At 69.6% G+C, this 23,814-nt stretch carries 18 protein-coding genes and 1 pseudogene; 5 read left to right on the top strand and 14 right to left on the bottom strand.

The window, feature by feature from the left end:
* The 7 genes and pseudogenes from HCX50_RS20040 to HCX50_RS10575 all read right to left on the bottom strand — a co-directional run.
* Positions 1-674: pseudogene (locus HCX50_RS20040) on the bottom strand (hypothetical protein); the annotation flags it as partial.
* Between the two features lie 214 nt (positions 675-888).
* Positions 889-1,680, bottom strand: coding sequence for a methyltransferase domain-containing protein (locus HCX50_RS10600; protein ID WP_167634300.1), 792 nt, complete (start codon positions 1,678-1,680; stop codon positions 889-891).
* 5 nt (positions 1,681-1,685) lie between these two features.
* A complete protein-coding gene (locus HCX50_RS10595) occupies positions 1,686-2,762 on the bottom strand; it encodes an AAA family ATPase (protein ID WP_167634298.1) in 1,077 nt (358 codons plus the stop codon).
* Positions 2,763-2,789: 27 nt separating this feature from the next.
* Positions 2,790-3,944: an AMP-binding protein gene (locus tag HCX50_RS10590; protein ID WP_167634296.1), complete on the bottom strand. Its 1,155-nt coding sequence runs from the start codon at positions 3,942-3,944 to the stop codon at positions 2,790-2,792.
* A 13-nt stretch (positions 3,945-3,957) separates the two neighbouring features.
* Positions 3,958-4,878: a 1,4-dihydroxy-2-naphthoyl-CoA synthase gene (locus HCX50_RS10585; protein WP_091035886.1), complete on the bottom strand. Its 921-nt coding sequence runs from the start codon at positions 4,876-4,878 to the stop codon at positions 3,958-3,960.
* Positions 4,879-4,961: 83 nt separating this feature from the next.
* Complete coding sequence (locus HCX50_RS10580; RefSeq protein WP_167634294.1) at positions 4,962-5,957, bottom strand: permease prefix domain 1-containing protein; 996 nt, start codon at positions 5,955-5,957, stop codon at positions 4,962-4,964.
* Between the two features lies 1 nt (position 5,958).
* Positions 5,959-6,291, bottom strand: a complete 333-nt coding sequence (locus HCX50_RS10575; RefSeq protein WP_091035888.1) for a PadR family transcriptional regulator — start codon at positions 6,289-6,291, stop codon at positions 5,959-5,961.
* A 232-nt stretch (positions 6,292-6,523) separates the two neighbouring features.
* Here HCX50_RS10575 and HCX50_RS10570 point away from each other — a divergent pair, with 232 nt between their 5' ends.
* Positions 6,524-7,507 (top strand): o-succinylbenzoate synthase, encoded by a 984-nt coding sequence (locus HCX50_RS10570; protein WP_167634292.1) that lies wholly within the window; start codon positions 6,524-6,526, stop codon positions 7,505-7,507.
* Between the two features lie 36 nt (positions 7,508-7,543).
* Here the strand turns inward: HCX50_RS10570 and HCX50_RS10565 are convergent, their stop codons facing one another.
* Positions 7,544-8,170, bottom strand: coding sequence for a helix-turn-helix domain-containing protein (locus tag HCX50_RS10565; RefSeq protein WP_167634290.1), 627 nt, complete (start codon positions 8,168-8,170; stop codon positions 7,544-7,546).
* A gap of 78 nt (positions 8,171-8,248) precedes the next feature.
* On the opposite strand from HCX50_RS10565, the gene HCX50_RS10560 reads away from it, so the two are divergent.
* Positions 8,249-9,688 carry an MFS transporter gene (locus HCX50_RS10560; protein ID WP_167634288.1) on the top strand — a complete coding sequence of 480 codons (1,440 nt, stop codon included), beginning with the start codon at positions 8,249-8,251 and terminating at the stop codon, positions 9,686-9,688.
* Here the strand turns inward: HCX50_RS10560 and HCX50_RS10555 are convergent.
* The gene (locus HCX50_RS10555; protein WP_167634286.1) at positions 9,675-10,298 is read right to left on the bottom strand and encodes a TetR/AcrR family transcriptional regulator; all 624 of its coding nucleotides are present in this window, start codon (positions 10,296-10,298) and stop codon (positions 9,675-9,677) included. The genes HCX50_RS10560 and HCX50_RS10555 overlap by 14 nt on opposite strands.
* A 131-nt stretch (positions 10,299-10,429) precedes the next feature.
* On the opposite strand from HCX50_RS10555, the gene HCX50_RS10550 reads away from it, so the two are divergent.
* Both HCX50_RS10550 and HCX50_RS10545 read left to right on the top strand, forming a co-directional pair.
* The gene (locus HCX50_RS10550) at positions 10,430-13,216 is read left to right on the top strand and encodes an efflux RND transporter permease subunit (RefSeq protein ID WP_167634284.1); all 2,787 of its coding nucleotides are present in this window, start codon (positions 10,430-10,432) and stop codon (positions 13,214-13,216) included.
* Positions 13,213-15,177, top strand: coding sequence for a YhgE/Pip family protein (locus HCX50_RS10545; RefSeq protein ID WP_167634282.1), 1,965 nt, complete (start codon positions 13,213-13,215; stop codon positions 15,175-15,177). The genes HCX50_RS10550 and HCX50_RS10545 overlap by 4 nt, the downstream gene beginning before the upstream one ends.
* Before the next feature lie 129 nt (positions 15,178-15,306).
* On the opposite strand, the gene HCX50_RS10540 is transcribed toward HCX50_RS10545, so the two are convergent.
* Positions 15,307-16,812, bottom strand: a complete 1,506-nt coding sequence (locus HCX50_RS10540; RefSeq protein ID WP_167634280.1) for a leucyl aminopeptidase family protein — start codon at positions 16,810-16,812, stop codon at positions 15,307-15,309.
* A 69-nt stretch (positions 16,813-16,881) separates the two neighbouring features.
* The gene (locus HCX50_RS10535) at positions 16,882-18,543 is read right to left on the bottom strand and encodes an AbgT family transporter (RefSeq protein WP_167634278.1); all 1,662 of its coding nucleotides are present in this window, start codon (positions 18,541-18,543) and stop codon (positions 16,882-16,884) included.
* Between the two features lie 96 nt (positions 18,544-18,639).
* Here HCX50_RS10535 and HCX50_RS10530 point away from each other — a divergent pair, with 96 nt between their 5' ends.
* Positions 18,640-20,208: an SLC13 family permease gene (locus HCX50_RS10530; RefSeq protein ID WP_167634276.1), complete on the top strand. Its 1,569-nt coding sequence runs from the start codon at positions 18,640-18,642 to the stop codon at positions 20,206-20,208.
* A 16-nt stretch (positions 20,209-20,224) separates the two neighbouring features.
* Here HCX50_RS10530 and HCX50_RS10525 read toward each other — a convergent pair whose 3' ends face one another.
* The 3 genes from HCX50_RS10525 to resB form a co-directional block, all read right to left on the bottom strand.
* Positions 20,225-20,860, bottom strand: coding sequence for a response regulator transcription factor (locus HCX50_RS10525; RefSeq protein ID WP_167634274.1), 636 nt, complete (start codon positions 20,858-20,860; stop codon positions 20,225-20,227).
* A gap of 152 nt (positions 20,861-21,012) precedes the next feature.
* Complete coding sequence (gene ccsB, locus HCX50_RS10520; protein ID WP_029263877.1) at positions 21,013-21,987, bottom strand: c-type cytochrome biogenesis protein CcsB; 975 nt, start codon at positions 21,985-21,987, stop codon at positions 21,013-21,015.
* 4 nt (positions 21,988-21,991) lie between these two features.
* Positions 21,992-23,767: a cytochrome c biogenesis protein ResB gene (gene resB, locus HCX50_RS10515; RefSeq protein WP_337749475.1), complete on the bottom strand. Its 1,776-nt coding sequence runs from the start codon at positions 23,765-23,767 to the stop codon at positions 21,992-21,994.
* Positions 23,768-23,814: the final 47 nt, after the last annotated feature.

Raw genomic sequence — 23,814 nt, 5'->3', positions numbered from 1 at the left:
CCCGCATATTGCGTCCCCGCCGCCGGAGCACCAGCCGTACACGCACCCGTCCCCGCTGCTCCGCCCGCAGTCTGGCTACCGCCGCGTCCGGTTTCGGCTAGCCCTTCTGCGGGCGCCGGGGCTCCCGCGGTGCCTCCTCCGGCGCCTCCGGCGGAACCGGCCGCACTGCTTCCTCCGGGTGCACCACCTCCACCGCCTGCGATGAGCAAGGGAGTGACGCCGTACCCGCCTTGCCAGATCGCGCTCATGCCTCCACCGGCTCCACCAGGACGCACGTTTCCGGTGGCCGCGCCGCCACCGACGGCGCCGCCGCCGTAAGTCGGAGCCCCCTGCAACGGCGCACCGCCCTGGCCGACGGTGACCGTGAGAGATGCTCCGGGCGTGACGGATAGGACGCCGACCGCCTGTCCGCCCGCGCCTCCGCCCTGCGCGCCCTGACCCGCGCCCGCCCACTGGCCCCCGCCGCCGGCACCCGTGAGCGTGGCGCTCACCTGCGTGACGCCTGTGGGGACGGTGAAGGTCTGGTCGCCGCCGCTGTAGGTGAAGTCGACGCAATGCACGTACGCGCCCGTCGGGACACACGCGACCTCCGCTGCCGAAGCAGATTCCGACCCGCCGAAGCCCGCGGTCAACGCCGACGCCACGCCGAGGAGCAGCGCCAGAGTCGCAGCCATCTTTCGTGGGGCCGCGGTACGAGGGGCCGCAGTGGCCACGGCAGCCCGGCGAACCGGACCTGTCCCGCGAGTGATCCGCTTCATTGCTCTTTCCCCTCAACTGTTCCGCGCTGGGGCACACGTAACGATCGAAGAGTATTACGACACTCAGCGGAAACATAGGGTTACCGGAAAAATACCGATATAATGCGCCGCGCCCGGCACGGGCGTCTTGTCAGACGCGGGCGAGGATCTCGCCGTGCGGCACGAGGTACCAGCCGTCGCCGTCGTCGGCCCAGCGCTTCCACGCATCGCTGATCTCCTGCAGATCCGCAGGAGTCGCCATGTCACTGTCCACCAGCTGCCGCGCGAGTGCCGACTCGAGGATGCGGTCGGCCCACATCCCACCCCACCAGGCGCGCTCAGCCGGCGATGCGTAACACCAGGTGGATGCCGTCGCGGTCACGTCATCGAAACCCGCGGCCCGCGCCCACGCCAGCAACCGGCGCCCGGCATCCGGCTCGCCGCCGTTCGCACGCGCCGCCGCCTGGTACAGCGCCAACCACCTGTCGAGCTCGGGCAGGACGGGGAACCAGATGAACCCCGAGTAGTCGGCATCGCGGGCTGCGACGAGTCCGCCGGGAACGGTCACCCGACGCATCTCGCGAAGCGCCTGCACCGGGTCGCCGACGTGCTGCAGAACCTGGTGCGCGTGCACCACGTCGAACGAGTCATCAGGGAAGCTCAGCGCGTGCACGTCCTCGACCGAGAAGGCGAGGTTGGTCAGGCCGCGTTCCTCGGCGAGGCCACGCGACAGCGACAGGGCGTTCTCGTCGATCTCGGTGGCAGTGACATGCCCGACGGCCCCGGCGAAGTCGACGGTGATCGTGCCGGGGCCGGCCCCGACGTCGAGGAGCCGGGTCGTGTCCGTGAGGTGCGGACGGAGGTAGGCGGCGGAGTTCGCGATGTCGCGCACGTTGTGCGAGCGGAGAACTGATTCGTGGTGTCCGTGCGTGTACGAGGCCATGCGTTTCAGTCTGGCAGAGCGGCCAGACCGGCCAATTCCCGCACTCTGTCGACCACCTGCGTCACCGCGGACGTCGGCATGTCGACGAGGATCTCACCGATGCGCAACGGCGACGCGCGCTGACGCGCCCCGACCGCGAGGATCCTCTCGATCGCGTCGGCATCCGCCCCGATCAGGTCGTCACCGGCGAGCACCGCGCCGTCCGCTCCTTCCGCCCTCCGGACAGCGTGGCCGCGGCGCGTGCGATCGTCGGCATCGAGTCGGAAGAACCGGACGTCCGCTCGCGGGAAGGCAGCGTGCACGTCTTTCGGCGAGATCTCGAACGGCGCGACCGCGATCACGGTCTTCGCCCCCACCTCAGCGAACACCGCCTGCAGCACCGCTGCGGCCGCTGCTCCGTCCACAGGATCGGCATTCCACACGAAGCTCAGTTGGGCGCCATCGAGGAACCCCGTGCGCTCGCCCCCAGCCCATTGCGTGCGAGCCAGCTCCCAGCCGACAGGTGAGGCACCGGCGCACCTCGGACCGGTGATCCAGATGACTCGACCGGTCGCATGCGCTTCGAAGAATACGACGTCGGATGCCACCTCCGCCCCGACTGCCGGCCGCGCGATCACTGCCTGCACCGACTCCTCGATGGTCGACCGCTCGGTGTCCAGACGTTCCCAGGCGGGGTGCGCGGCGCTCGCCTCCTCGGTGCCGGCCGCGAGCGCGGCATCCACCTGTTCGCGTTCCCACCGCCGGGGAGCCAATCGTCTCCGTCTCGTCTCCTCGTCCGCATCCAGCCACAGGGAGAGCGTCGGATGCCCGTTCACCGGGGGCGGTTGAGATGGATCGGCGACTCCGGATACGACGAGGCGCTTGACGCCCGCGTCGCGGAACCGCACGGCGAGCCGGGCGAGCGCCGTCTCCTTCAAGGCCCAGCGGTCGCGGTCATCGGACGGAGCGGGGTAGCACATGCCGAGCTGATCGATATCGAGGTACCCGGTCGGCACTCCGTCGGATGCGAGACGCTCGGCGACAGCCCACGCGACGGTGCTCTTTCCCACACCCGGCGCTCCGGCCAGCCGCAGCACATCCATGCGACTCAGTCTGGCAGTGGATCGCACTCAGTGCAGGTCGGCGACGGCCCGCCGGATGGCCTCGCGATCGGGCTTGCCCGACGCCAGGACATCCATCTCGTCGACCAGGATCAGGCGGGAGGGACGCGCGTGCTTGCCGAGTTCTTCCGCGACAGCGTCACGGGCCTGAGTGAGTTGCTCAGACTCGCTCCGCCTCAGTACCTCACCACGCGCGGCGACGATCACGGATGCCTCGCCCCAGTGCTCGTCCTCCACGCCGACCACGACGGCCTCGTGCAATCCCGGGACCCGCCGGACGATCCGCTCCACCCGATCGAGGGAGATGTTGATGCCGCCCGACACGATCACGTTGTCGGCTCGGCCGTGCACGCGCACCACGCCGTCTTCGACCAGACCGAGATCGCCCGTGCGATACCAGCGGATGCCGTGCTCGTCCCGGACAAAGGTGCGTGCGCTCAACGAGGCGTCACCGAGATAGCCCTCGGCGAGCATGGGCCCCGCGATGCGCAACTCCCCCTCGACCGTGCGCACGCCGACCGTGTCGAGCGGCACGCCGTCGTAGACACAGCCCCCACTGGTCTCGGTGGAGCCGTAGGTTCGGACCACCCGTACACCCAGGTCGGCCGCGCGCTCGCGAAGCGGCTCCGGCAGCGACTGTCCGCCCACCAGGATCGCCCGGTACGCCGTGAGCGCGGCACGCACGGCCGTGTCGTCGGCGGCGTCGAGCAGCGTCGCGATCTGTGCGGGGACGAGCGAGGTGTAGAGGTCGGGAATCCCTGTCCCCGACGACGGACGCATCATCGCGAGTGTCGCCTCGGCGAAGGACGCGGGAGAGAATCTGCCGTCGATGACGGCCGGCCGAGTGCCCGCGAGGATCGACCGCACGATCACCTGCAGCCCCGCGACGTACCCGGCGGGCAGTGCGAGCAGCCAGCGCCCGCTCCCGATCCTCGCCGCCGTGGCTTCGGCACTCGCGCGCAGCGCCTCACCGCTCAGGGCGACACGCTTGGGTATGCCGCTCGATCCGGAGGTCGCGATCACCGCCGCGATGCCGTCCGCCACGTTCTCGGGCGCACCGTCCAGCATTCCGAAACCCAGCGCCGGTCCGCCCTCGAGCGCGCGCTGCAAGGCGTGCCGCAGCACATCCGGATCTTCGGCATCCGTGGGGGTCAGGGCGGTCATGCGGGTCTCCGGCTCAGTAGTGCCAGGGGAACGACGACCAGTCGGCGTCCCGCTTCTCGAGGAAGGAGTCGCGACCCTCGACCGCCTCGTCCGTTCCGTAGGCCAGACGGGTCGCCTCACCGGCGAAGACCTGCTGACCGACCAGACCGTCGTCGACCGCGTTGAAAGCGAACTTCAGCATGCGGATCGCCGTGGGCGACTTCGTGAGCACGGTGCGCGCCATCTTCAGCGCCTCGCGCTCAAGCTCGGCGTGCGGTACGACGCGGTTCACGGCACCGGCCTCGTAGGCACGCTGCGCCGAATACTCCTCGGCCAGGAAGAACACCTCGCGGGCGAACTTCTGCCCGGTCTGCCGTGCCATGTATGCGGAGCCGTACCCGGCGTCGAAGCTTCCCACGTCGGCATCCGTCTGCTTGAAGCGGGCCTCTTCGGCCGAGGCGATCGTGAGGTCGCACACCACGTGCAGCGAGTGCCCTCCGCCGGCAGCCCACCCGGGAACGACCGCGATGACGACCTTGGGCATGAAGCGGATGAGCCGCTGGACCTCGAGGATGTGCAGGCGTCCGACCGCCGCGCGGCTCGCACCGTCGACGATCGCCGTCTCGGCATCCGAGTACTTGTACCCGTCGCGGCCGCGGATGCGCTGATCGCCACCCGAGCAGAACGCCCAGCCGCCGTCCTTCGGGCTCGGACCGTTTCCGGTCAGCAGCACCGCTCCGATGTGCGCATCCTGCCGAGCGATGTCGAGCGCGCGGTAGAGCTCGTCGACGGTGTGCGGGCGGAAGGCGTTACGCACCTCCGGACGGTTGAAGGCGATGCGCGCGACTCCGCCGTCGTGCGAGACATGCGCGGTGATGTCGGTGTAGTCCTCGGCGCCGGGCGCGAGCACCCATTCGGCCGGGTCGAACAGATCGGAGACGAATGCGCTGGTCACGGCATCCACCCTATTCCTCGCCCGCCCCCGGCCACGGAGGAAGCGCCGCCCCGACCGGGACGGCGCTTCCTCGATCGCACGTGTCAGCGGCGACGAGCACGGACCGTCTTGATCCAGCCGTCGACGATGTCCCAGCCGACGCCGAGCGCGATACCGAATCCCAGCAGTACGGCGAGGATGCGGAACACCCCGCCTTCGTCGGCCGATTCGGCCTGTCCTGCCGCGAAGTCCTCGCCGCCGGCCGCGGTGATCTGCGCCACGAACTCCGGATTCACCAGGTCACCGGTCAGCAGCGGAACGAGCACCCAGGCGAGGAATGCGACGGCGAGGATCGTGTTCGTCACGGCCAGCCCCGTGGTCCATCGTCCCCTGCGGTAGAGCACGACCGCGAACACGGCCTCCGCGGCGATGAGCAGGAACAGGACACCGATCCCCCAGGGCCACAGCTGCGGGTTCAGGATCGGCAAGGTCTCGCCGTCGACGTGGACGAAGCCGCGGTAGCGATCCCAGAGGAGAGCACCGATCGCGATACCGAGGAAGACGAGCGACGCGATCAGCTCGCTACGCCCCACTCCCTTCTCCGTCGGCTCCGGCAGCTGGTCGAGATCCCACTTCTCGATCGCCGTCGTGCTGTTCGAACGCTCGAGGATGACGAAGACGAGCGTGGTCCAGAAGCAGATGTGGAGGATTGCCCCGCCGGTCGCCACGATCGACGTCGAGATGATCTCGCCCACGGGGGCACCGGAGATGGTCTGCCCCAGTGCGACGCCGCCGAGGACGCAGACCGGAACGATCATCAGCAGCAGCTTGAGCAGTCGCCACCAAGTCAGATAGAAGCGCGGGCCGAGGAGGTACAACGGGCGATCCGCGTACCCGGCGGCCAGCACCCCGGGGTCGCCGAGCTCGGTGAGGACGGCACGTTCGGCGTCTTCCGGCGCCTCCCCCTGCTCGAGCCTCGCCTCGATCGCATCGGCGATGGAGGCTTCGAGCTCGGCACGGACATCGTCCTGCGCCTCAGGTCGGAGGCTGCGGATCGTCGCGCTGATGTAGCGCTCGGTGAGAGTGGCTGTCGTGACCATGTCAGTTCTCCTCTGCTGTGAGGGTGGTGATCGCGGTGGTGAGCGACCGCCATTCGTCGGTGAGGGTGTCGGCGAGGCGGATGCCGGCATCCGAGGTGCGGTAGAACTTGCGGGGCCGGGCCTCGTCGGTGTTCCACTCGCTCGTGAGGTACTCCTGCTTCTCGAGCCGACGGAGCAGCGGGTACAGCGTGTTCGCGTCGGTCGCGAATCCTCGTTGCTCGAGCTGCTCGAGCAACGAGTATCCGTAACCCGGCGTGCGCAGCAGCTGCAGGCAGGCGAGCACCACGGTGCCGCGCCGCAGTTCCTGCAGGTGCGTGTCGAGCGTCTCGTTCATGTCGATCACATTACTGTGCGTCACACACCATTGTCAATCGCACATCTATGCCTGACCTACCCCCTCCCCCTCGGGATCGCCGAGCGCACGGCTTCTCGTCGAGCGCACGGCTTCGTCGCGTCTACAAGCCGTGCGCTCGGCAGCAAGCCGTGCGCTCGGCAGGGGGCGGGGCGAGGCGACTCACCCGGAAGACGAGCGGCGCGCGGACGCTTCCACGGAGCAGAATGGGCACATGATCCCGCCGCTCGCAGACCTGATCGACTCGGCCAGGGTCGTCGCCCTCCCGATGCACAGCCGCTTCCGCGGCGTCGAGGTACGGGAGGCCCTCCTCTTCGAGGGGCCGGAGGGATGGGCGGAGTTCTCGCCGTTCACCGAGTACGAGGATGCCGAGGCCTCGACCTGGCTCGCCGCGGCGATCGACTTCGCGTGGCGCGAGCAGCCGGCGCCGCTGCGCGACCGGATCGGCGTGAACGCGACGATCCCCGCGGTGGAAGCCGCCCGCGTCGCCGAAATCCTGGAGCGGTTCCCCGGATGCCGCACCGCCAAGGTCAAGGTCGCCGAGCCTGGTCAGAGCCTCGCCGATGACGTGGCACGGATCCGCGCCGTGCGTGAGGCGATGGGGCCGGAGGGACGCATCCGGGTGGATGCGAACGGCGCCTGGAACGTCGACGAGGCCGAACACGCCGTCCACGCCCTGGGCGAGTACGACCTGGAGTACGTGGAGCAGCCCTGCGCGACCGTGCCGGAGCTCGCTGATCTGCGCAAGCGGGTCAAGTACATGGGCATCCCGGTCGCCGCCGACGAGAGCGTGCGCAAGTCCTCCGACCCGCTCGCCGTCGCCCGCGCCGGCGCGGCCGATCTGCTCGTCATCAAGGCCCAGCCGCTCGGCGGCATCACGCACGCGCTGCAGATCGTCACCGCGGCGGGGCTCCCGGTCGTGGTCTCGAGCGCACTCGACACGGCGATCGGCCTGTCGCAGGGCGCCGCACTGGCCGCAGCCCTCCCGACATTGGACTACGACTGCGGACTCGGCACCGCCTCACTCTTCCTCGACGACGTGGCCGACCTGCGTCCGGTCGACGGCTCGATCCCGGTAGGCCGCGTGACGCCCGACTCCGAGGCACTCACCCGCCTCGCAGCATCAGACGAGCGTCGCGAATGGTGGCTCGCCCGGCTCGCCCGCTGCCACTACGAACTGACCTCCACCACGAACTGAACCGATACGGGCCGGCGCGCGACATCCCACCGGAGGTCAGTGCGTCTCTCCCACCTCGCCGAGCATCTCGGCGAGGTGACGCGTCGCAAGGTCAGCAGCCCGCGGGCCATGGTCGCCGTCCGCGCCGAAGATCGTGAGGATCTCCGCATCCTGCTCACCGTCGGCGCCGAACCAGTGCGGCGTTCGGGTGTCGAACTCCGCGACCTCGCCGGCTTCGAGAATCACGTCGCGGTCCCCCACGATGAGGCGGATGCGGCCGGCGAGCACGTACATCCACGATGACCCGTCGTGCGCGGTGAGCTTCGGCTCCGACGCCTCCCGCGGCACGAGGATCTTCCACGCATGCCTCTCCCCGGGCTGGCGGGTCAGCGCGACCACGGTGCGGCCGTTGACCCTCCGCGGGCGCAGCCGCACCCGTGGGTCGCCGGTCTCCGGAGCGCCGACGAGGTCGTCGAGCGAGACGCGGTACATCCGCGCGAGCGGCAGCAGCAGCTCGAGGCTCGGACGTCGCTGACCGGTCTCGAGCCGTGACAGTGTGCTCTTCGAGATCCGGGTGGCTGTGGCGACTTCGGTCAGCGTGAGGCCGCGGCGAGCGCGCAGCGACTGAAGACGGGGACCGATCTGCTCCAGCGTCGCGTCGAGGACCGATTCCTGTTGTTCCATGGCTTTATAGGACCACGGGCGTCCCGGTTTCGGCAACGCGGGTTGCTGGTCGAGCGTTCCGCGATCGATGCTGAGGACATGACGGAGACTTCCACCCCCACGCCCCTCCTGCGCGCGGGCACGGCCGGGCTCGCCCTCAGCGTCCTGGTCGCATCGCTCGGGACCAGCGCCGCGAACGTCGCGCTCCCCACGATCGCCGCGGAACTCGACGGCACCTTCGCGCAGACGCAGTGGGTGGCTCTCGCGTACCTGCTGGCGATGACGGCGACGAGCCTCACGGTGGGACACCTGGGCGACCTGCTCGGCCGGCGTCGGGTGTTGCTGCTCGGCATCGCGGTCTTCACGATCGCGGCCGCGCTGTCTGCGATCGCGCCGACCCTGTGGATGCTGATCGCCGCCCGCGCACTGCAGGGCATCGGCGCCGCCGTCATGATGGCGCTCCCTTTGGCGCGCGCCCGCGACCTGGTCCCGCCCGATCGCCTGGGGCGCGTCATGGGCCTGCTCGGCACCACGGCAGCGGTGGGGACCGCCTCCGGTCCGGCGCTGGGCGGTCTCCTGATCACGGTGGCGGGTTGGCCGGCGATCTTCGCCGCCATGGTGCCGCTCGGACTCCTCGCCGCAGCCCTGGCGGCCGCGACCGGAGCGGAAGCACGGCAGGCAGGCAGTCCCCGACGCGGCTTCGACCTGCCGGGCATGGTCCTGCTGACGGTGGCCGTCGCCCTCTACACGCTCGGCGTCACCGCACCGGGCGATCAGGCCTCGTGGCCGACGCTGCCACTCCTCGGCGGAGCCGTCGCCGCCGCCGTGCTGTTCGTGATGCGCGAGCGTCGCGCGAGCCACCCGCTGCTGCCGCCGGTGCTGCTCAGGAACCGCAGTATCTCGCGGGGCGCGATCCTGAACCTCATCGTCGGCACCGTCATGATGAGCACCCTCGTGGTGGGCCCCTTCTTCCTCGCGGGCGCGCTGCACCTGCCTCCCGCGGCGATCGGCGTCGTCATGGCGGCCGGACCGCTCGCATCGATCTGCACCGGCGTGCTGGCCGGACGCGCGGTCGACCGGTTCGGCACGCACCGGATGACATCGGTCGGACTCGGCGGGATGCTCCTCGGGGCGCTCGCGCTCGCCCTGCTGCCAGCCTGGTGGGGGCTGCCGGGATACTTCACGGGCACCGTGCTGCTCGCCCCCGGCTACCAGCTGTTCCTCGCCGCCAACAACACCGGCGTCCTGAACTCCACGCCCGCCGACCGTCGCGGGGCGGCGTCAGGACTGCTGGGTCTCTCCCGCAATCTCGGTCTCGTCACGGGGGCCTCCGTGCTCGCGGCACTCTTCGCCGCAGCATCCGGTTCCGGCGAGATCGCCGCCGCCTCCCCGGACGCGCTGACTGCTGCGCTCCGGACGACGTTCCTCGTCACGGCCGCGCTCCTGGTGGCCGGCGCCCTGCTGTCGCTCGCGCCGAATCGCGCCCGATCGAGCGATTCCGCGCCCGATGCTTCGGCGACTCGCGCTACGACTCGATGATCAGCTGCACGAGCCGCCCGAGCTGCTCGCTGCCCGCCTGGCGCAGCTGCGCGTCGTCCTGGCCGGCCATCGCCCCGCGCACGGTCATGCCCTCCCAGAGGATCATGAGCATGCGTGCTGCAGTCTCGGCCGGCAGGCGCAGCTTCAACGCACTGACCGAGACGATGTCGTCGATGATCTGCGCGATGCTCGCGACCATCTCGCTCTCCTGTGCGAGGTAGGCCTCGCCGAACTTCGCGTCGCGCAGAGCCCGGATGCGGATCTCACTCAGCAGCATCACGCCCAGGCGGTCGTCGCCGCCGAGCTCCATGATCTGCTGCACGAGCTCGATCGGATCGCACCCCTCGACCAGGGCACCCTCCGCCGTCAGTTCCTCGACCCGGGTGCGAACTCCGCTCACGCGCACGTCGGAGACGCTCGCGGCGAGCATGAGGAACAGCTCGTCCTTGGATTCGAAGTTCGAGTAGAACGCGCCGCGGGTGAATCCGGCTCGCTCGCACACGGCCTCGACCGAGGCGCCGTCGAGACCGACCTCGGCGAAGACCTGCGCGGCGGCCTCGAGCAGACGGGCACGCGTGTTCTCACGGCTGCGGGTTGCGGGTGTCGACATCGAAACCTCCTGACCCTTCACTCTCGCACGATTCACACCCGGCACACAGATTCCGACGTGCCGGTCAATTTACGATACATGCATGTATCGGATACACCTGTGTATCCAATCAGTACCCCTCGGAGGAACGCGTGTCCACACTCCTGTCCTCGCTCGGCCGCTGGTCCTTCCGGCACCCCTGGCGAGTCCTCGTGTCCTGGCTGCTCGCGCTCGGCATCGCCGGAGCCGGAGCACTCGTGCTGGGGGCGGGCACCGACAACACGTTCTCGATCCCCGGCACTGAATCACAGGCCGGCCTCGAGCAGCTCTCGCGCTCGTTCCCGCAGGTGAGCGGCACGAACGCGCAGTTCATCGTCGTGGCCGCCGACGGCGACGAGATCACTGCCGACGACTACCGCGACCACATCGAGGATGCCGTCGACGAACTCGGCGACCTCGACGGCGTGCTCGCCGCCACCTCGCCCTACGACGAGATGGTCGAGGGCATGATCAACGACGACGACACCGCCGCCATCGTGCGCGTGCAGTTCGACGGCGAGTCCACCGACGTCTCGGATGACACGAAGGATGCGCTGCGCTCCGTCGTGAGCGACCTCGACGCCGAGCTCCCCGATGGTGCGCAGACCTCGCTGGGCGGCGACCTCTTCGCGATCTCGATCCCCGGTGTCACCCTCACCGAGGCGGTCGGCCTCCTGATCGCGCTGCTCGTGCTGATCGTCACCTTCCGCTCCTTCGTCGTGGCCGGCCTGCCGCTGCTCACCGCCATCCTCGGTGTCGGCATCTCGATGGCGGGCATCTTCACCGCGACCGCGTTCGCCACCGTGTCGTCCACCACCCCGCTGCTCGCGCTCATGCTCGGACTCGCGGTCGGCATCGACTACGCGCTGTTCATCATGGCGCGACATCAGGACCAGGTCCGTGAGGGCGTCGATCCCGAGGAATCCGCCTCGCGCGCCGTCGGCACCGCCGGATCGGCCGTCGTGTTCGCCGGCGTCACGGTCCTCATCGCACTGATCGGCCTCGGCTTCGCCGGCATCCCGTTCCTGACGACCATGGGCATCGCGGCCTCCGTCTCGGTGGCGGTCGCCGTCGCGATCGCGGTCACCCTGACGCCGGCCTTCCTCGGCTTCATGAAGGGGAAGGTGGTCGGTCGCCCGAGGCGCGCCCCGAAGGCGAAGAAGAAGGCCGACAGTGACGATGCTCCCGCTGCTCCGGTGCGTGCGAAGGGCAGCGCGCGGTGGGTGAACGGCGTCACCAAGCGCCCGATCCTCGTGTCGCTCGCGGTCGTGATCGGCCTCGGCATCGTGGCCATCCCGGCACTCAGCCTCAACCTCGCACTTCCGAACGCCGGCGTGCTGCCGAAGGACTCGGAGGCGCGTCAGACCTACGACCTGGTGGCCGGGGAGTTCGGACCGGGCTTCAACGGCCCGATGATCCTCACCGGCACCATCGTCACCTCCACCGACCCGCTCACGCTGATGGAAGACCTCGGGGATGCTGTCGCCGAGGTTCCCGGCGTCAAGGAGGTCGCCCTCGCGACGCCGAACGAGACGGCGGACACCGGGATCGTGCAGATCGTCCCGGAGACCGCCCCGGACGACCCGGCGACCGCCGACCTCGTGCGCGAGCTGCGGAGCCACCACGACGAGTGGCTCGATGAGTTCGGGATCGACCTCAAGGTCACCGGCTTCACCGCCATCGGCATCGACATCTCCGACCAGCTCGGCAACGCGCTGCTGCCGTTCGGCATCTTCGTGATCGGGCTCTCGCTCATCCTGCTCACCATCGTCTTCCGCTCGCTGTGGGTGCCGATCACCGCAGCCGCCGGCTACCTGCTCTCGATCGTCGCCGCGTTCGGCGTGGTCGGCGCCGTGTTCGAGTGGGGCTGGTTCGCCGATCTGCTGCACGTCGCCAAGGTCGGCCCGATCATCAGCTTCATGCCGATCATCCTGATGGGCGTGCTGTTCGGGCTCGCGATGGACTATCAGGTGTTCCTCGTCTCGCGGATGCGCGAGGACTTCGTGCACGACCCCGACTCGAAGAGCCCTGATCGGGCCACGCGACGCGCTGCCGCGCTGCGCACCGTCCGCAGCGGCTTCACGGGATCGGCCAAGGTCGTCACCGCCGCAGGGCTCATCATGTTCGCGGTCTTCGTGGCGTTCGTCCCCGAGGGCGACTCGTCGCTGAAACCAATCGCCCTGGGCCTCGCGGCCGGCATCGCGATCGACGCCTTCCTGGTGCGGATGACACTGATCCCCGCCCTCATGGCGATCCTCGGTGAGCGCGCCTGGGAGCTGCCCGCGTGGCTGGAGAAGATCCTCCCCCGGGTCGACGTCGAAGGCGAGGCCGTGGAGCGCGAGCGTCACCTGGCCCAGTGGCCGGGAGACGGCTCGATCGTCGCCGCCGATGATCTCGACATCAGCGCCGATGCGCCGATCGTCGAGAACCTGTCGCTGCGCATCCCGGAAGGCGGGGCGCTCGTCGCGACCGGTGGCGACGTGCGCGCCCGACGCGCACTGGCGCTCACGATCGCGGGCCGGGTGACGCCCACCGACGGACGGCTCCGCGTCGCGGGCCATCTGCTGCCCGGACGCGGCGCCTGGGTGCGCGCACACGTCGGCTGCGTGCTGGTCGACGACGCCGACGCTGCCCTCGCGGACCTCGCCGAGGCGCTGCGTGGAAAGTCGAAGATCGTCGTGATCGACGGGATCGACCGCCTGACCGGCGGCCAGCGCGACCAGGCGGCCGCGATGCTGCGCGATGCCGCGGCCTCCCGCACGCTCGCGGTGTTCGCCACCGCCTCCGATGCCGACGTGGCACGGACCGCTCTCGCGGAGGCCGGTTGGCCCGCCGCCGAAACTCTCGACACGCGTGCTCCTCGCCGGAGCGCCGCAGAATCCACCGAGGTGACCGCATGACCCTCCCCATCGAGCGCGCGCGCTCCCGCAAGCCCATCACGTGGTTGACCATCCTCGGCGTACTGCTGCTCCCGGCAGCGGTCGGCGGCATCCTGGTCGCGGCCCTGCAGAACCCGACCGAGCGTCTGGACTCGATGACCGCGGCGATCGTCAACCTCGACGAGCCGGTCACCATCGACGACCAGGTCACCCCGCTCGGACGCCAGCTGGCCGCAGGTCTCGTCGAGGGCTCGGACGACCTCGACTCGAACCTGACCTGGGTGATCTCGAACGAAGAGGATGCGGCCGACGGTCTCGCCGACGGCTCGTACCAGGCGGTCATCACGATCCCGGAGGAGTTCTCCGCCGCGGCCACCTCGGCCGGTCAGGCGATCTCGGACGGCGGCGGTGAGGCTGAGCAGGCCACCATCACCGTGACCACTCCCGACGACGGCCTCGTCGCCGACGACCTCATCACCGGCCAGATCGCCGATGTCGCCGCCTCGACGATGGGCACCATGCTGTCCGAGGCGACGACCGAGAACATCCTGGTCGGCTTCACCACGATCGGCGACCAGATCGGCGAAGCCGCCGACGGGGCGCTGAAGCTCGCGAACGGTGCGCGGGATGCCGCGACCGGTGCTGCGGCGATCCCCGACGGCGCCACGAAGCTGGCATCGGGGGCGGGCGAGCTCGGGACGGGTGCGTCGTCGCTGGCCTCGGGGCTGGACACGATCGCCGGCAAGACGCGGGAGGCCGCGGCAGGTGCTGCGCAGATCGGGTCGGGGCTCACCGGCGGGGCCACGACGCTGTCGCAGAACGGGCTGGTGCCTGATCCACTCTTCAAGGGCGCGAACGGCGCCTCTCAGCTGGCTGGCGGAGTGGCAAAGGGCGTTTCCGGATTGTCCACGGGACTCGATGGCCTCCTTGCCAAGTGCGCGGCCGCAGCCACCCCGGAGTTCTGCGGCGAGCTCAGCGCCATCGCCGACGGGGCGGACACGCTCGTCGACACAGCGAACACGTCCGCGGGTGCGGCGGCCGGCACGGCCGCGGGCCTGACCGCGTTCGACACCGAGGCCACGTCGCAGCTCTCCTCTCAGATGTCTCAGGCCGGTGCGGGAGCCACCCAGCTCTCCGGCGGACTCACCCAGCTCGCTGACCAGGGCATCGCCGCATCCGCCACCGGAGCACGCGGGATCGCGACCGGTGCGACCCAGCTCTCCACCGGCGCGACCGCACTGGCCGACGGCACGACCGAGCTGGCGACCGGGATCGACACCCTGGCGACCGGAACCGGTGACCTCGCGGGCGGGCTGCGCACGGCATCCGACTCGCTCCCCTCGTTCAGCGACAGCGATTCGAAGTCGCTCGCCTCGGTGATCGCCGACCCGGTGTCGTCGAACTCCTCGATGGACACGATCTTCGGACCGACCGCGATCCCACTGCTCGCCGCCGTCGTGCTGTGGTTCGGCGGACTCGCCACCTTCGTGGTGATGCGCGCCCACACCGCCCGCACTCTCACGTCCCGTCGCCCGTCCGCCGCGCTGACGCTGCGCGCCTTCGCTCCGGCCGCCCTGATCGGCGCGGGCCAGGGGCTGCTGGTGTCACTGATCGTGCAGATCGTGGCGAGTTACGACGCGGCCGCGTGGTGGGCGTTCGCGGGAACAGCGGTGCTCGCCGGCGTGGCGTTCGCAGCCGTGAACCAGGCCCTCGTGGCCCTGTTCGGTGGCGTCGGGCGCTGGATCTCCGCCCTGGTCGGTGTGCTCGCCGTCGCGACAGGTCTCATCTCGACCGTGCCAGGGTGGCTCTCCAGCATCGGTGCCGCGCTGCCTACCGCTCCGGCGTTCGCCGGCTTGATCGCGGGAAGCGGCTCGGCCGTCGCTGCCCTGGTCGTCTGGGGCGTGCTGTCCCTGGTGGCGACCACGCTCGCGGTCACCCTCCGCCGGACGACCTCGGCCAAGGCGGTCCTCGCCACGGCCTGATCCGCTCCCTGCCCCCTCACCCCTGCCAAAACGGAGACCATCCACTGCCGGCCCGGCGCGTCACATCATGACACGCCGGGCCGACCGCATTCGGTCTCCGTTTTCGCCGCGCCAGCGAAGCCGAGGAGGTCAGGATGCCGGCGGGAACGTCCGGGCCGCCTCCAGCAGCAGCCGCGCCCCGAAACCGGTGGCTCCGGCCGTGCGCCAGGAGTCGTCCTTCTCGGTCTGCATCGTGCCGGCGATGTCGAGGTGCGCCCAGGGAGTGCCGCCGACGAAGTGCTCCAGGAACAGCGCCGCCGTCGTCGCCCCCGCGAACGGACCGCCGAGGTTCGCGATGTCTGCGATCTCGGAGTCGAGCTGTTTGCGGTACTTCTGCTCCAGCGGCAGCTGCCACACCGACTCGTCGACGGCCTCGGAGGCCGCGAGCACCAGGTCGACCGTCGCCTGGTCGTTGCCGAAGACCGGAGCGGTCGCGGCGCCAAGCGACACCAGCGCGGCACCGGTCAGCGTCGCGATGTCGATGATCGCATCCACCTCGTCTTCGGTCGCGAGCACGAGCGCATCGCTCATCACCAGGCGCCCCTCGGCGTCGGTGTTCTTCACCTCGATCGTGGTGCCGCCGCGGGCGGTGAGCACGTCGCCGAGCTTGTACGCCGTGCCCGAAGGCATGTTGTCGGTGCACATCAGCCACCCCGAGACCTGGGCGCCGACCCCGGCGTCGCGAAGCCCGACGAAGGCGCCGAGCACGGCGGCCGCGCCGCCCATGTCCATCTTCATGAGCAGGTGCATGGGGTCGCTGGGCTTGAGGCTGATGCCTCCCGAGTCGTACATGATGCCTTTGCCGACGAGGCCCAGATGCCCCGTGCCACCGCCGTCGGGGGTGTAGACCAGCTTGATCATGCGCGGCTCCTCCACTGAGCCCTGGTTCACACCGAGCAGCCCGCCGCAGCCGAGATCGATGAGCGCCTGTTTGTCGAAGAGCTCGACCTCGAACCCGAAGCGGGCGCCGAGCTCGACGGCGATCTCGCCCATGTTGACCGCGGTCAGATGCCCGGGAGGCGTGTTCGCCAGATCACGGGCGACGACGGCGGCACGCACGCCGGTGAGAGCGGCGGCGACGGGCTCGGCCGTCCCTCCGGGGACGTCGATCGTGAACGACACGAGCGGGACGTGCTTCGACGACCCGTTCAGCACCGTGTAGCGGTAGCGGGCGAGCAGAGCCCCTTCGGCGAGCGCACGCACGGCAACAGCGGCATCCACTCCCGCGAGGTCGTCGATCCGCAGGCCCAGCGTCTGCCGCCGCGAGGCGGCCCTGGCGAGGGTCGCGGAGGCGTCACGCAGTCCGCCGGCCCCGGCATCCGCCCTCGCCCCCAGTCCGACGGCGACGAGGTCGGGCTCCCCGGCGCGCGGAAGCACGATCGAGGTGCCCGGCTTCGCCGTGAACCCGGCGTTCTCGAGTGCGTCGCGATCGAACCCGAGGGCTGCGGGCACCTCACCGTCGGAATACACCCCGATCCCGATCGCCTCGACATCGGCGGCGATCTCATCCACCCGGATCCGGGCCGCATCGACGGCATCCAGCCCCGGGGTGGTCTTCAGATCGGCGGGGATCAGCTTGTTCGGCCTGCGGTCCATGAGTCTGCTCCTTGTTCTGCGATGCGGCGTCGAGATCCGTCCCTGCACCCTGCCGGGACGGGAGACGGGTCAGCCGACCATGTCGACCGGTGAGCCGGGGCCCCAGGGGATGCCGAGGAGGAACCAGACCACGTACAGCGCCGTCCACGACAGCAGCATCCACACCGCGTACGGGATCATCAGCGCGATGATCGTGCCGATGCCGGCCTCTTTCTTGTAGCGCTGTGCGACGGTCACCATGAACGGCAGGTAGACCATGAGCGGGGTCAGCACGTTCACCGGCGAGTCACCGACGCGGTACGCGGCGAGCAGCGTCTGCGGTGCCACATCGAGCGACGCGAAGATCGGGATGAAGACCGGGGCGAAGATCACCCACTTCGGAACCAGGCCGGGAAGGATGAAGTCGAGGATCACGATCACGACGATGAATGCGAGCAGCAGCACGATCGCAGGCACGTTCGCCTGCTCCAGCAGTTCGGCGGCCGAGATGGCGGCGACGGTGGGGAGATTGCTCCAGTTGAACAGGGCGATGAACTGGGCGATCATCAGGAACATCACGAGCAGGCCGCCCAGGCTCCCGAACGTCTTCGCGATCGCACCGACCGCGGCCGAGCCACCGCGCAGTGTCTTCGCGCCCGCCCCGTACGCGAGGCCGCACACGAGGAACGCGAGCGAGATGATGAAGACCAGACTGGCCATGAACGGCGTGGTGCCGATGATGTCGCCCGTCTCCGGGTCGCGCAGCGGTGCGCCGGGCGGCAGGGTGAGCGCGAGGATCACGGCGACGAAGCCCAGCAGCGCCCAGAACGAGAACTTCAGCCCGCGGGCCTCGGCGTCGTGGTCGACGTTCTCGGCCTCGTCCGCGATCGTCATGTCTTTGCGGTCGTACTTTCCGAGCCGTTTCTCGGTGACGAGGACGGTCACGAGCAGCGCCACCGCCGTGAGCAGGAACGTCGACACGATCCCGAAGTAGAAGTTCTGCGTCACCTCGATCGGCTGCATCCCGGCGCTGGTGAGCACCTCGTTCGTGATCTCGGTGAGCATGCTGTCGCTCGGTGTGATGAGGAGGTTCGCGCCGAACGCCGCCCCGACGCCGGCGAACGCACCGGCGAGACCTGCGAGCGGATGCCGCCCCACGGTGAAGAACGCGGCGGCGGCCAAGGGAACCAGGATCAGGTAGCCGGCATCCGTCGCCACCGAGGAGAGCACACCGACGAAGATCAGGATGAACGCGAGCCAGCGACGCGGCGCGACCTTGACCACGCGGCGGATCATCGCCCCCATGAGTCCGGCGTGCTCGGCCACGCCGACACCCGCCATCGCGATGAGCACCACCGCGACGACGCCGAAGCCGGCGAAGTTGTCGACGAAAGACGAGAAGAAGAAGCGGATGCCGTCGATGGACAGCAGGTTGCGCACCTCGAAGGTCTGCTCCTCGATCGTGTAGTCGGGGACCTCCGCGGGCATTCCTGTCGTGGTGTCGTAGATCTCCCAGTTGCCGCCGAACTGCTCGTTGACCTGGGAGAACTCGTCCTTCGGGACCGGGATCACGACGTCGTCCGTGACCGACACCCCCACCCAGGACAGGATGGCGGAGAGCACCGCGATCAGACCGATCAGGTAGACGAACATGATCGTCGGGTCCGGCACCTTGTTGCCGACCTTCTCGATCCAGTTCAGGAATCCCTTGCTCTCGGCATCCGAGGCACTCACCGACTTCTCCGCAGCCATAGCCCCCATGATCGTGTCGAGCGAGAAGCTCCTGCAAGCACACCCCCTAGAACTAGGGGGGTCGCCGCGATCCGGAGCGCGCCCTATCGTGGGGCCGTGGACCCGATCGTCGCGACCCTCGTCATCCTGCTGTGCGCGGTCATCGCCTTCGTCTCCAACCGCATCCCCCTCGGTGTCGTGGCCGTCGGCGTCTCGGTGGCTCTCTACCTGACGGGGGTGCTCGATCTGGGGTCGGCTCTCGCCGGATTCGGCGACCCGACGGTGCTCTTCATCGCGTCCCTGTTCGTCGTCAGCGAGGCACTGGAATCGACCGGCATCATCGCGTGGGCGGGGCAGGAGGTGGTCGCCCGCTCCGGCACCGGCCGTCGGCGGCTGCTGCTCACGATCGGGCTGCTGACCGCCGCGATGACGGCCGTGATCAGCGTGAACGGCTCGGTCGCCTCGCTCCTGCCGCTCGTCGTCGTGGTCGCCGCGCGCGCGGGGATCCGCCCCTCGCAGATGCTGATGCCGCTCGCCTTCTCGGCCCATGCCGGGTCGATGCTCACCCTCACCGGCACTCCGGTGAACATCATCGTGTCCGAGGTCGCCACCGACAACGGCGCCCGACCGTTCGGCTTCTTCGAGTTCGCGCTCGCGGGGCTCCCGCTGCTCGTCGGCACGCTCGCGATCATCCTGCTCCTGGGCAACCGGCTGCTGCCGGAGCGCAGGCCGGCCTCCGCACCGATCGACCTCGAGCGCCTCGCATCCCTGCTGCGCGCCGACTATGCGCTCTCGCCCGACCGGGCACTGGTGTCCGCCTCGCGCGGAGTCGCCGAGGTCGTCGTGCCGCCGCGCTCCAGCCTGATCGGCCTGCACGTGTTCCCCGGCATGTGCACACCGTCGGGCGACCTCGTCGTGCTCGGTGTGCGGCGCGGGCAGGAGGCGCTGGACGAGTCCGGCACCGATCTGCAGGCCGGCGATGCCCTGCTCCTCGACGGCTCCTGGGACGACCTCCAGCGTCACACGTCCAGGCGCGATGAGGTCCTGGTGGTCGACGCGCCACTCACCCTCCGCCGCTCCGTGCCGCTCGGCGCGGGCGCGAAGCGGACGGCGGTGATCCTGCTCGCGATGATCGTGCTGCTCGCGACGGGGATCGTGCCGGCCGCGATCGCGGGGCTGCTCGCCGCGGGGGCGCTGATCCTCACCCGTGTCGTCTCGATCACCCAGGCCTACCGCGCGATCTCCTGGACGACGGTCATCCTCGTAGCGGGAATGATCCCGCTCTCGACGGCTTTCCAGGAGACCGGTGCCGCGCAGCTGATCGCCGACGGGCTGCGCTCGTTCCTCGGCGACGCGGGTCCGCACGCGGCCGTGGCGGTGATCGTGCTGATCACGCTGGTGCTCGGGCAGCTCATCAGCAACACCGCGACCGTGCTCATCGTGGCTCCGGTCGCCGTCGCTCTGGCCACCGCGATGGAGGCGTCGATGCTGCCGTTCCTGATGGCTCTCACGATCGCCGGAGCGGCCGCGTTCCTCACCCCCGTCGCAACGCCGGCGAATCTCATGGTCATGGAGCCCGGCGGCTATCGCTTCGGCGACTATGCGCGCTTCGGCTGGCCGCTGACGATCCTGTTCTTCGTGGTCGCGGTGTTCTACGTGCCGCTGATCTGGCCCTTCACGGGCTGAGCACGTCCGGGCTCCCTCACAGGTTCTGCAGGACCAGCCCGTCTTCCACGGCCCGGCGGAACAGGTCGACCTTGGTCGGTGCCGCCCGATCGACGGCCGCGTACTTCGCCCGGATGCGTCGGATGTGATCGAGCACGGTCTCGCGCGACAGGAAAAGTGTCCGTGCGACGCGCTCGGCCGTCTCCCCCGAGGCGTAGAGCGACAGCACCTCGGACTCGCGGCGGCTGAGGTGCGCCGCGACGAACTGGTGATCCGAGTCGAGGGCGGCCGCCCACTCCGCCGTGGCGAGGATGTGGCCCTGCGCCGCACGGCGGACCGACGAGGTGATGACCTCGAGCGAGTCGGACTTGTTGATCATGCCCACGGCCCCCGCCCGCGCGGCCTCGCGGAGATGATGCGGCTGATCACCTGCGGTGTAGGCGACGACGCTCGCGCCGAGGGGTTCGAGGGTGCGCAGGTTCTCGGCCGGAGTGGAACCGTCGGACAGCGCGAGATCCAGCAGGATCAGGTCGAGTCGTCGGGCGCGGCTCACCAGCTCATCGGCCGTCGCACCGCTCGCCGCCACTCGGATGCCGTCGCTGCTGTTGAGGATCGTGGCCATGCCGAACAGCATCGCGGGATGTTCTTCGACGATTCCGACGAGTACGGGCATGTGGGCTCCTGCCTCCGGCGCGCTCCCCTGCGATGAGCATACAACCGCGTATTCGCGGTTTCGGCGGCATGTGTCCGCGCGCGTCGGACGCACGAGACCCGTCCGCGCGGATCGTGCCGCGGACGGGCCTCAGGTGTGCCAGTCGGCGAGACTCAGCTCAGGCCGGAGTAGGCGTGCAGGCCCTTGAAGAAGACGTTCACGATCGTGAAGTTGAAGATCACGGCCGAGAAGCCGACGATCGCGAGCCACGCCGAAGGGTTGCCGCGCCAGCCGCGCGTCGCACGCGCGTGGATGTACCCCGCGTAGATGACCCAGATCACGAAGGTCCAGGTCTCCTTGACGTCGAAGCCCCAGAACCGGCTCCAGGCGTAGTACGCCCAGATGGATCCGGCGATCAGCGTGAAGGTCCAGAGGATGAACCCGATGATCGTGAACATGTACGCCAGGCTCTCCAGCCGCACCGACGTCGGGAAGGTGCGGAGGAACCCGGGGCCCGTCTTCGCGGCGCCCTCTGCGACGAGACGCTCACGACGCGACTGCATGAGCTGGATCACCGAGAGGGCGAAGGCGAGTGCGAAGAACGCCGTGGCGAGCGAGGCGACGAACACGTGGATGACGAGCCACACGCTCTTGAGCGGGTCCATCAGCGGCGAGACGTCGACGTAGAAGTTCGTCGCTCCGAGGCCGAGCAGCACCACGACGAGACCGGTGATGAAGGTGCCGAGGAAGCGCAGGTCGAGGCGCGTGAGGACGACGAGGAAGACGGCCACGATGAGCAGCGTGCCCATCATCGCGAACTCGTAGAGGTTCGCCCAGGGCACGCGCCCGGCGGCGATACCGCGGGTGACCGCTGCCGCGAGGTGGAAGACGAATCCGAGCACCGTCAGCGAGGTGCCGATCCGTGCCATCACGAAGCGCTGCGGCGGCACCTCTGCACCAGGTGCGCCCGTGGCGGTGACGGCGGTTCCCCCGCCGGCGCCGACGAGCGCCGGCTCGCGAACGGTCTGCGCGTCGGCCGTGGCCTGCGAGCGCCGTGCGAGATCGAAGGCGTAGGCCACGAAGGCCGCCGCGTAGATCGCGATCGCCGTCCACAGCAGGACCGGCGAGATCACGTTGAGCTCGAGCATGGTGTCAGTCTACTTTCCGGGTGTCGGGAGCCGGGGCGTCCGGCGCTGCGGACTCCTGCGCGGTGTCGTCGGCGGCGGCATCCGTCTCGGTGCGCACGGCGGTGCCGCCCGCCGCGTCGAGGAGTCGGGCGTGACCGGCGACGAGGTCGTCCACGGCGGCGGCGAGCGTGGGGTCCTCACCGCGAGCGAGCGCGGCGTACTCCAGCGCGATCTCCCCGTCGTGCGCGGTGGCCTTGACCCACACACGTCGACGCGGCACGAACAGCGCGATCATGAGCCCGCCGAGCGCCAGCAGCGCGAAGCCGAGCACCCACACGCCGGACTCGTCACGGTGGATCTGCAGCGACGCGAACCTCTTCACCGATTCCGAGGAATCCGTTGCCCCGGCCGGGGACTCGTCATCGAACGTGACCGAGCCGAGGCCGTTCGGCAGCTGGGCCGTTTGCCCTGGGACGAGTTCGATCGATTCGACGTCGGTGCTGCGGCCGGTGAGCTTGGTCATGCCGGTGGTGTCGAGCACGTAGACCGAACGCGGCACGCCCTCGTTGATGCCGAGGTCGCCGGTGTACACGTCGAGCGTGAGGGTCGGGTTGGTGAGGTCGCCGTAGGCGGAGAAGAAGGCTCCGCTCTCGAGCACACCGGTCGTCGGGTAGAAGAACCCCACGAGCCCGATCTGCTCGGCCAGGCCGTCCGGAATCTTCAGCACACCGAGCGAGGTCATGTTGGTGTCCTGCGGGAGGAACGGCGTGCTGTTGGTGAAGACCACGTTGCCGTCCGGGTCGCGCACGGTCACGGTCGGCGCGTAGCCGTTGCCGAGCAGGAACACGTCGTCGTCGGCGACGCCGAGCGGCTCGTTGACCTTGACGGCTCCCGTGCGCTCCTCGCCGTTCTCCTGCACCGTGACGTTGGCCGAGAAGTCGCCTGCCTGTCCCGAGCCCGGCTCGCCGAAGGGCTGATAGGTCACGTCGAACGAGTCGAGGCGCATCGAGTACGGCGAGAAGGCGTCGTCGCCCACGAAGCGGCCGCGGTTCATCGAGTCGTAGTCGAGCAGGGTGTTCGCGAAGGTCTCGCCCTCGACCAGCACCCGCTGTCCGGTATAGGAGAAGCCGCCGCCGACGCCGACCGTGACCAGGACCCCGACAAGCGCGAGGTGGAAGAGCAGGTTGCCGGTCTCGCGCCAGTACCCGCGCTCGGCGGAGACCGAGAACGTGCGGCCGCGGTCATAGCGTTCCACGCGGTAGCCGAGAGCCTTGAGCTGCTTGGTGGCGACGTCGATCGACGCAGCGGCCTCAGCCTCGGCGTCGCCGGTCTTCGTTCCCGAGTCGGCAGCGGGATCGCGCCTGACGGCACGGTAGTCCTCGAGCCGCTGCAGTCGTGCGGGAGTGCGCGGCGGACGGGCACGCAGCGCCTTGGCGTGGTGCTTGATACGCGGGATCACGCAGCCGACGAGCGAGGCGAACAACAGCAGGTAGATCGCCGAGAACCACGGCGACAGGTACACGTCGAACATCTTGAGTCCGTCGAGCACCGGGAAGAGATCGGGGTTGTCGCGCTCCCACTGCGTGACGCCGTTCGGGTCGGCCATCCGCTGCGGGAAGATCGAGCCGGGGATAGCCGCGATCGCGAGAACGAGCAGCAGCACCAGCGCGGTGCGCATCGACGTCAGCTGACGCCAGCCCCAGCGCAGCCAGCCGACGAAGCCGAGACGCGGCTGGGTGATCGAGTCGTCGCCGTCGACGTGGTCGGACGGGCGGAGCGGATCGCTGGAGTCGCTGTTCACGGCACCCTTGTTCTTGGTCGTGTTCTTCTCGGGGCGGTTCTTCTCAG

Source organism: Microbacterium sp. B19(2022) (genome assembly GCF_012030385.1).
Lineage (GTDB): Bacteria > Actinomycetota > Actinomycetes > Actinomycetales > Microbacteriaceae > Microbacterium > Microbacterium oxydans_B.
Note: the sequence above shows the minus strand (reverse complement) of the source record. Positions and strands in the feature narration are given on the sequence as shown.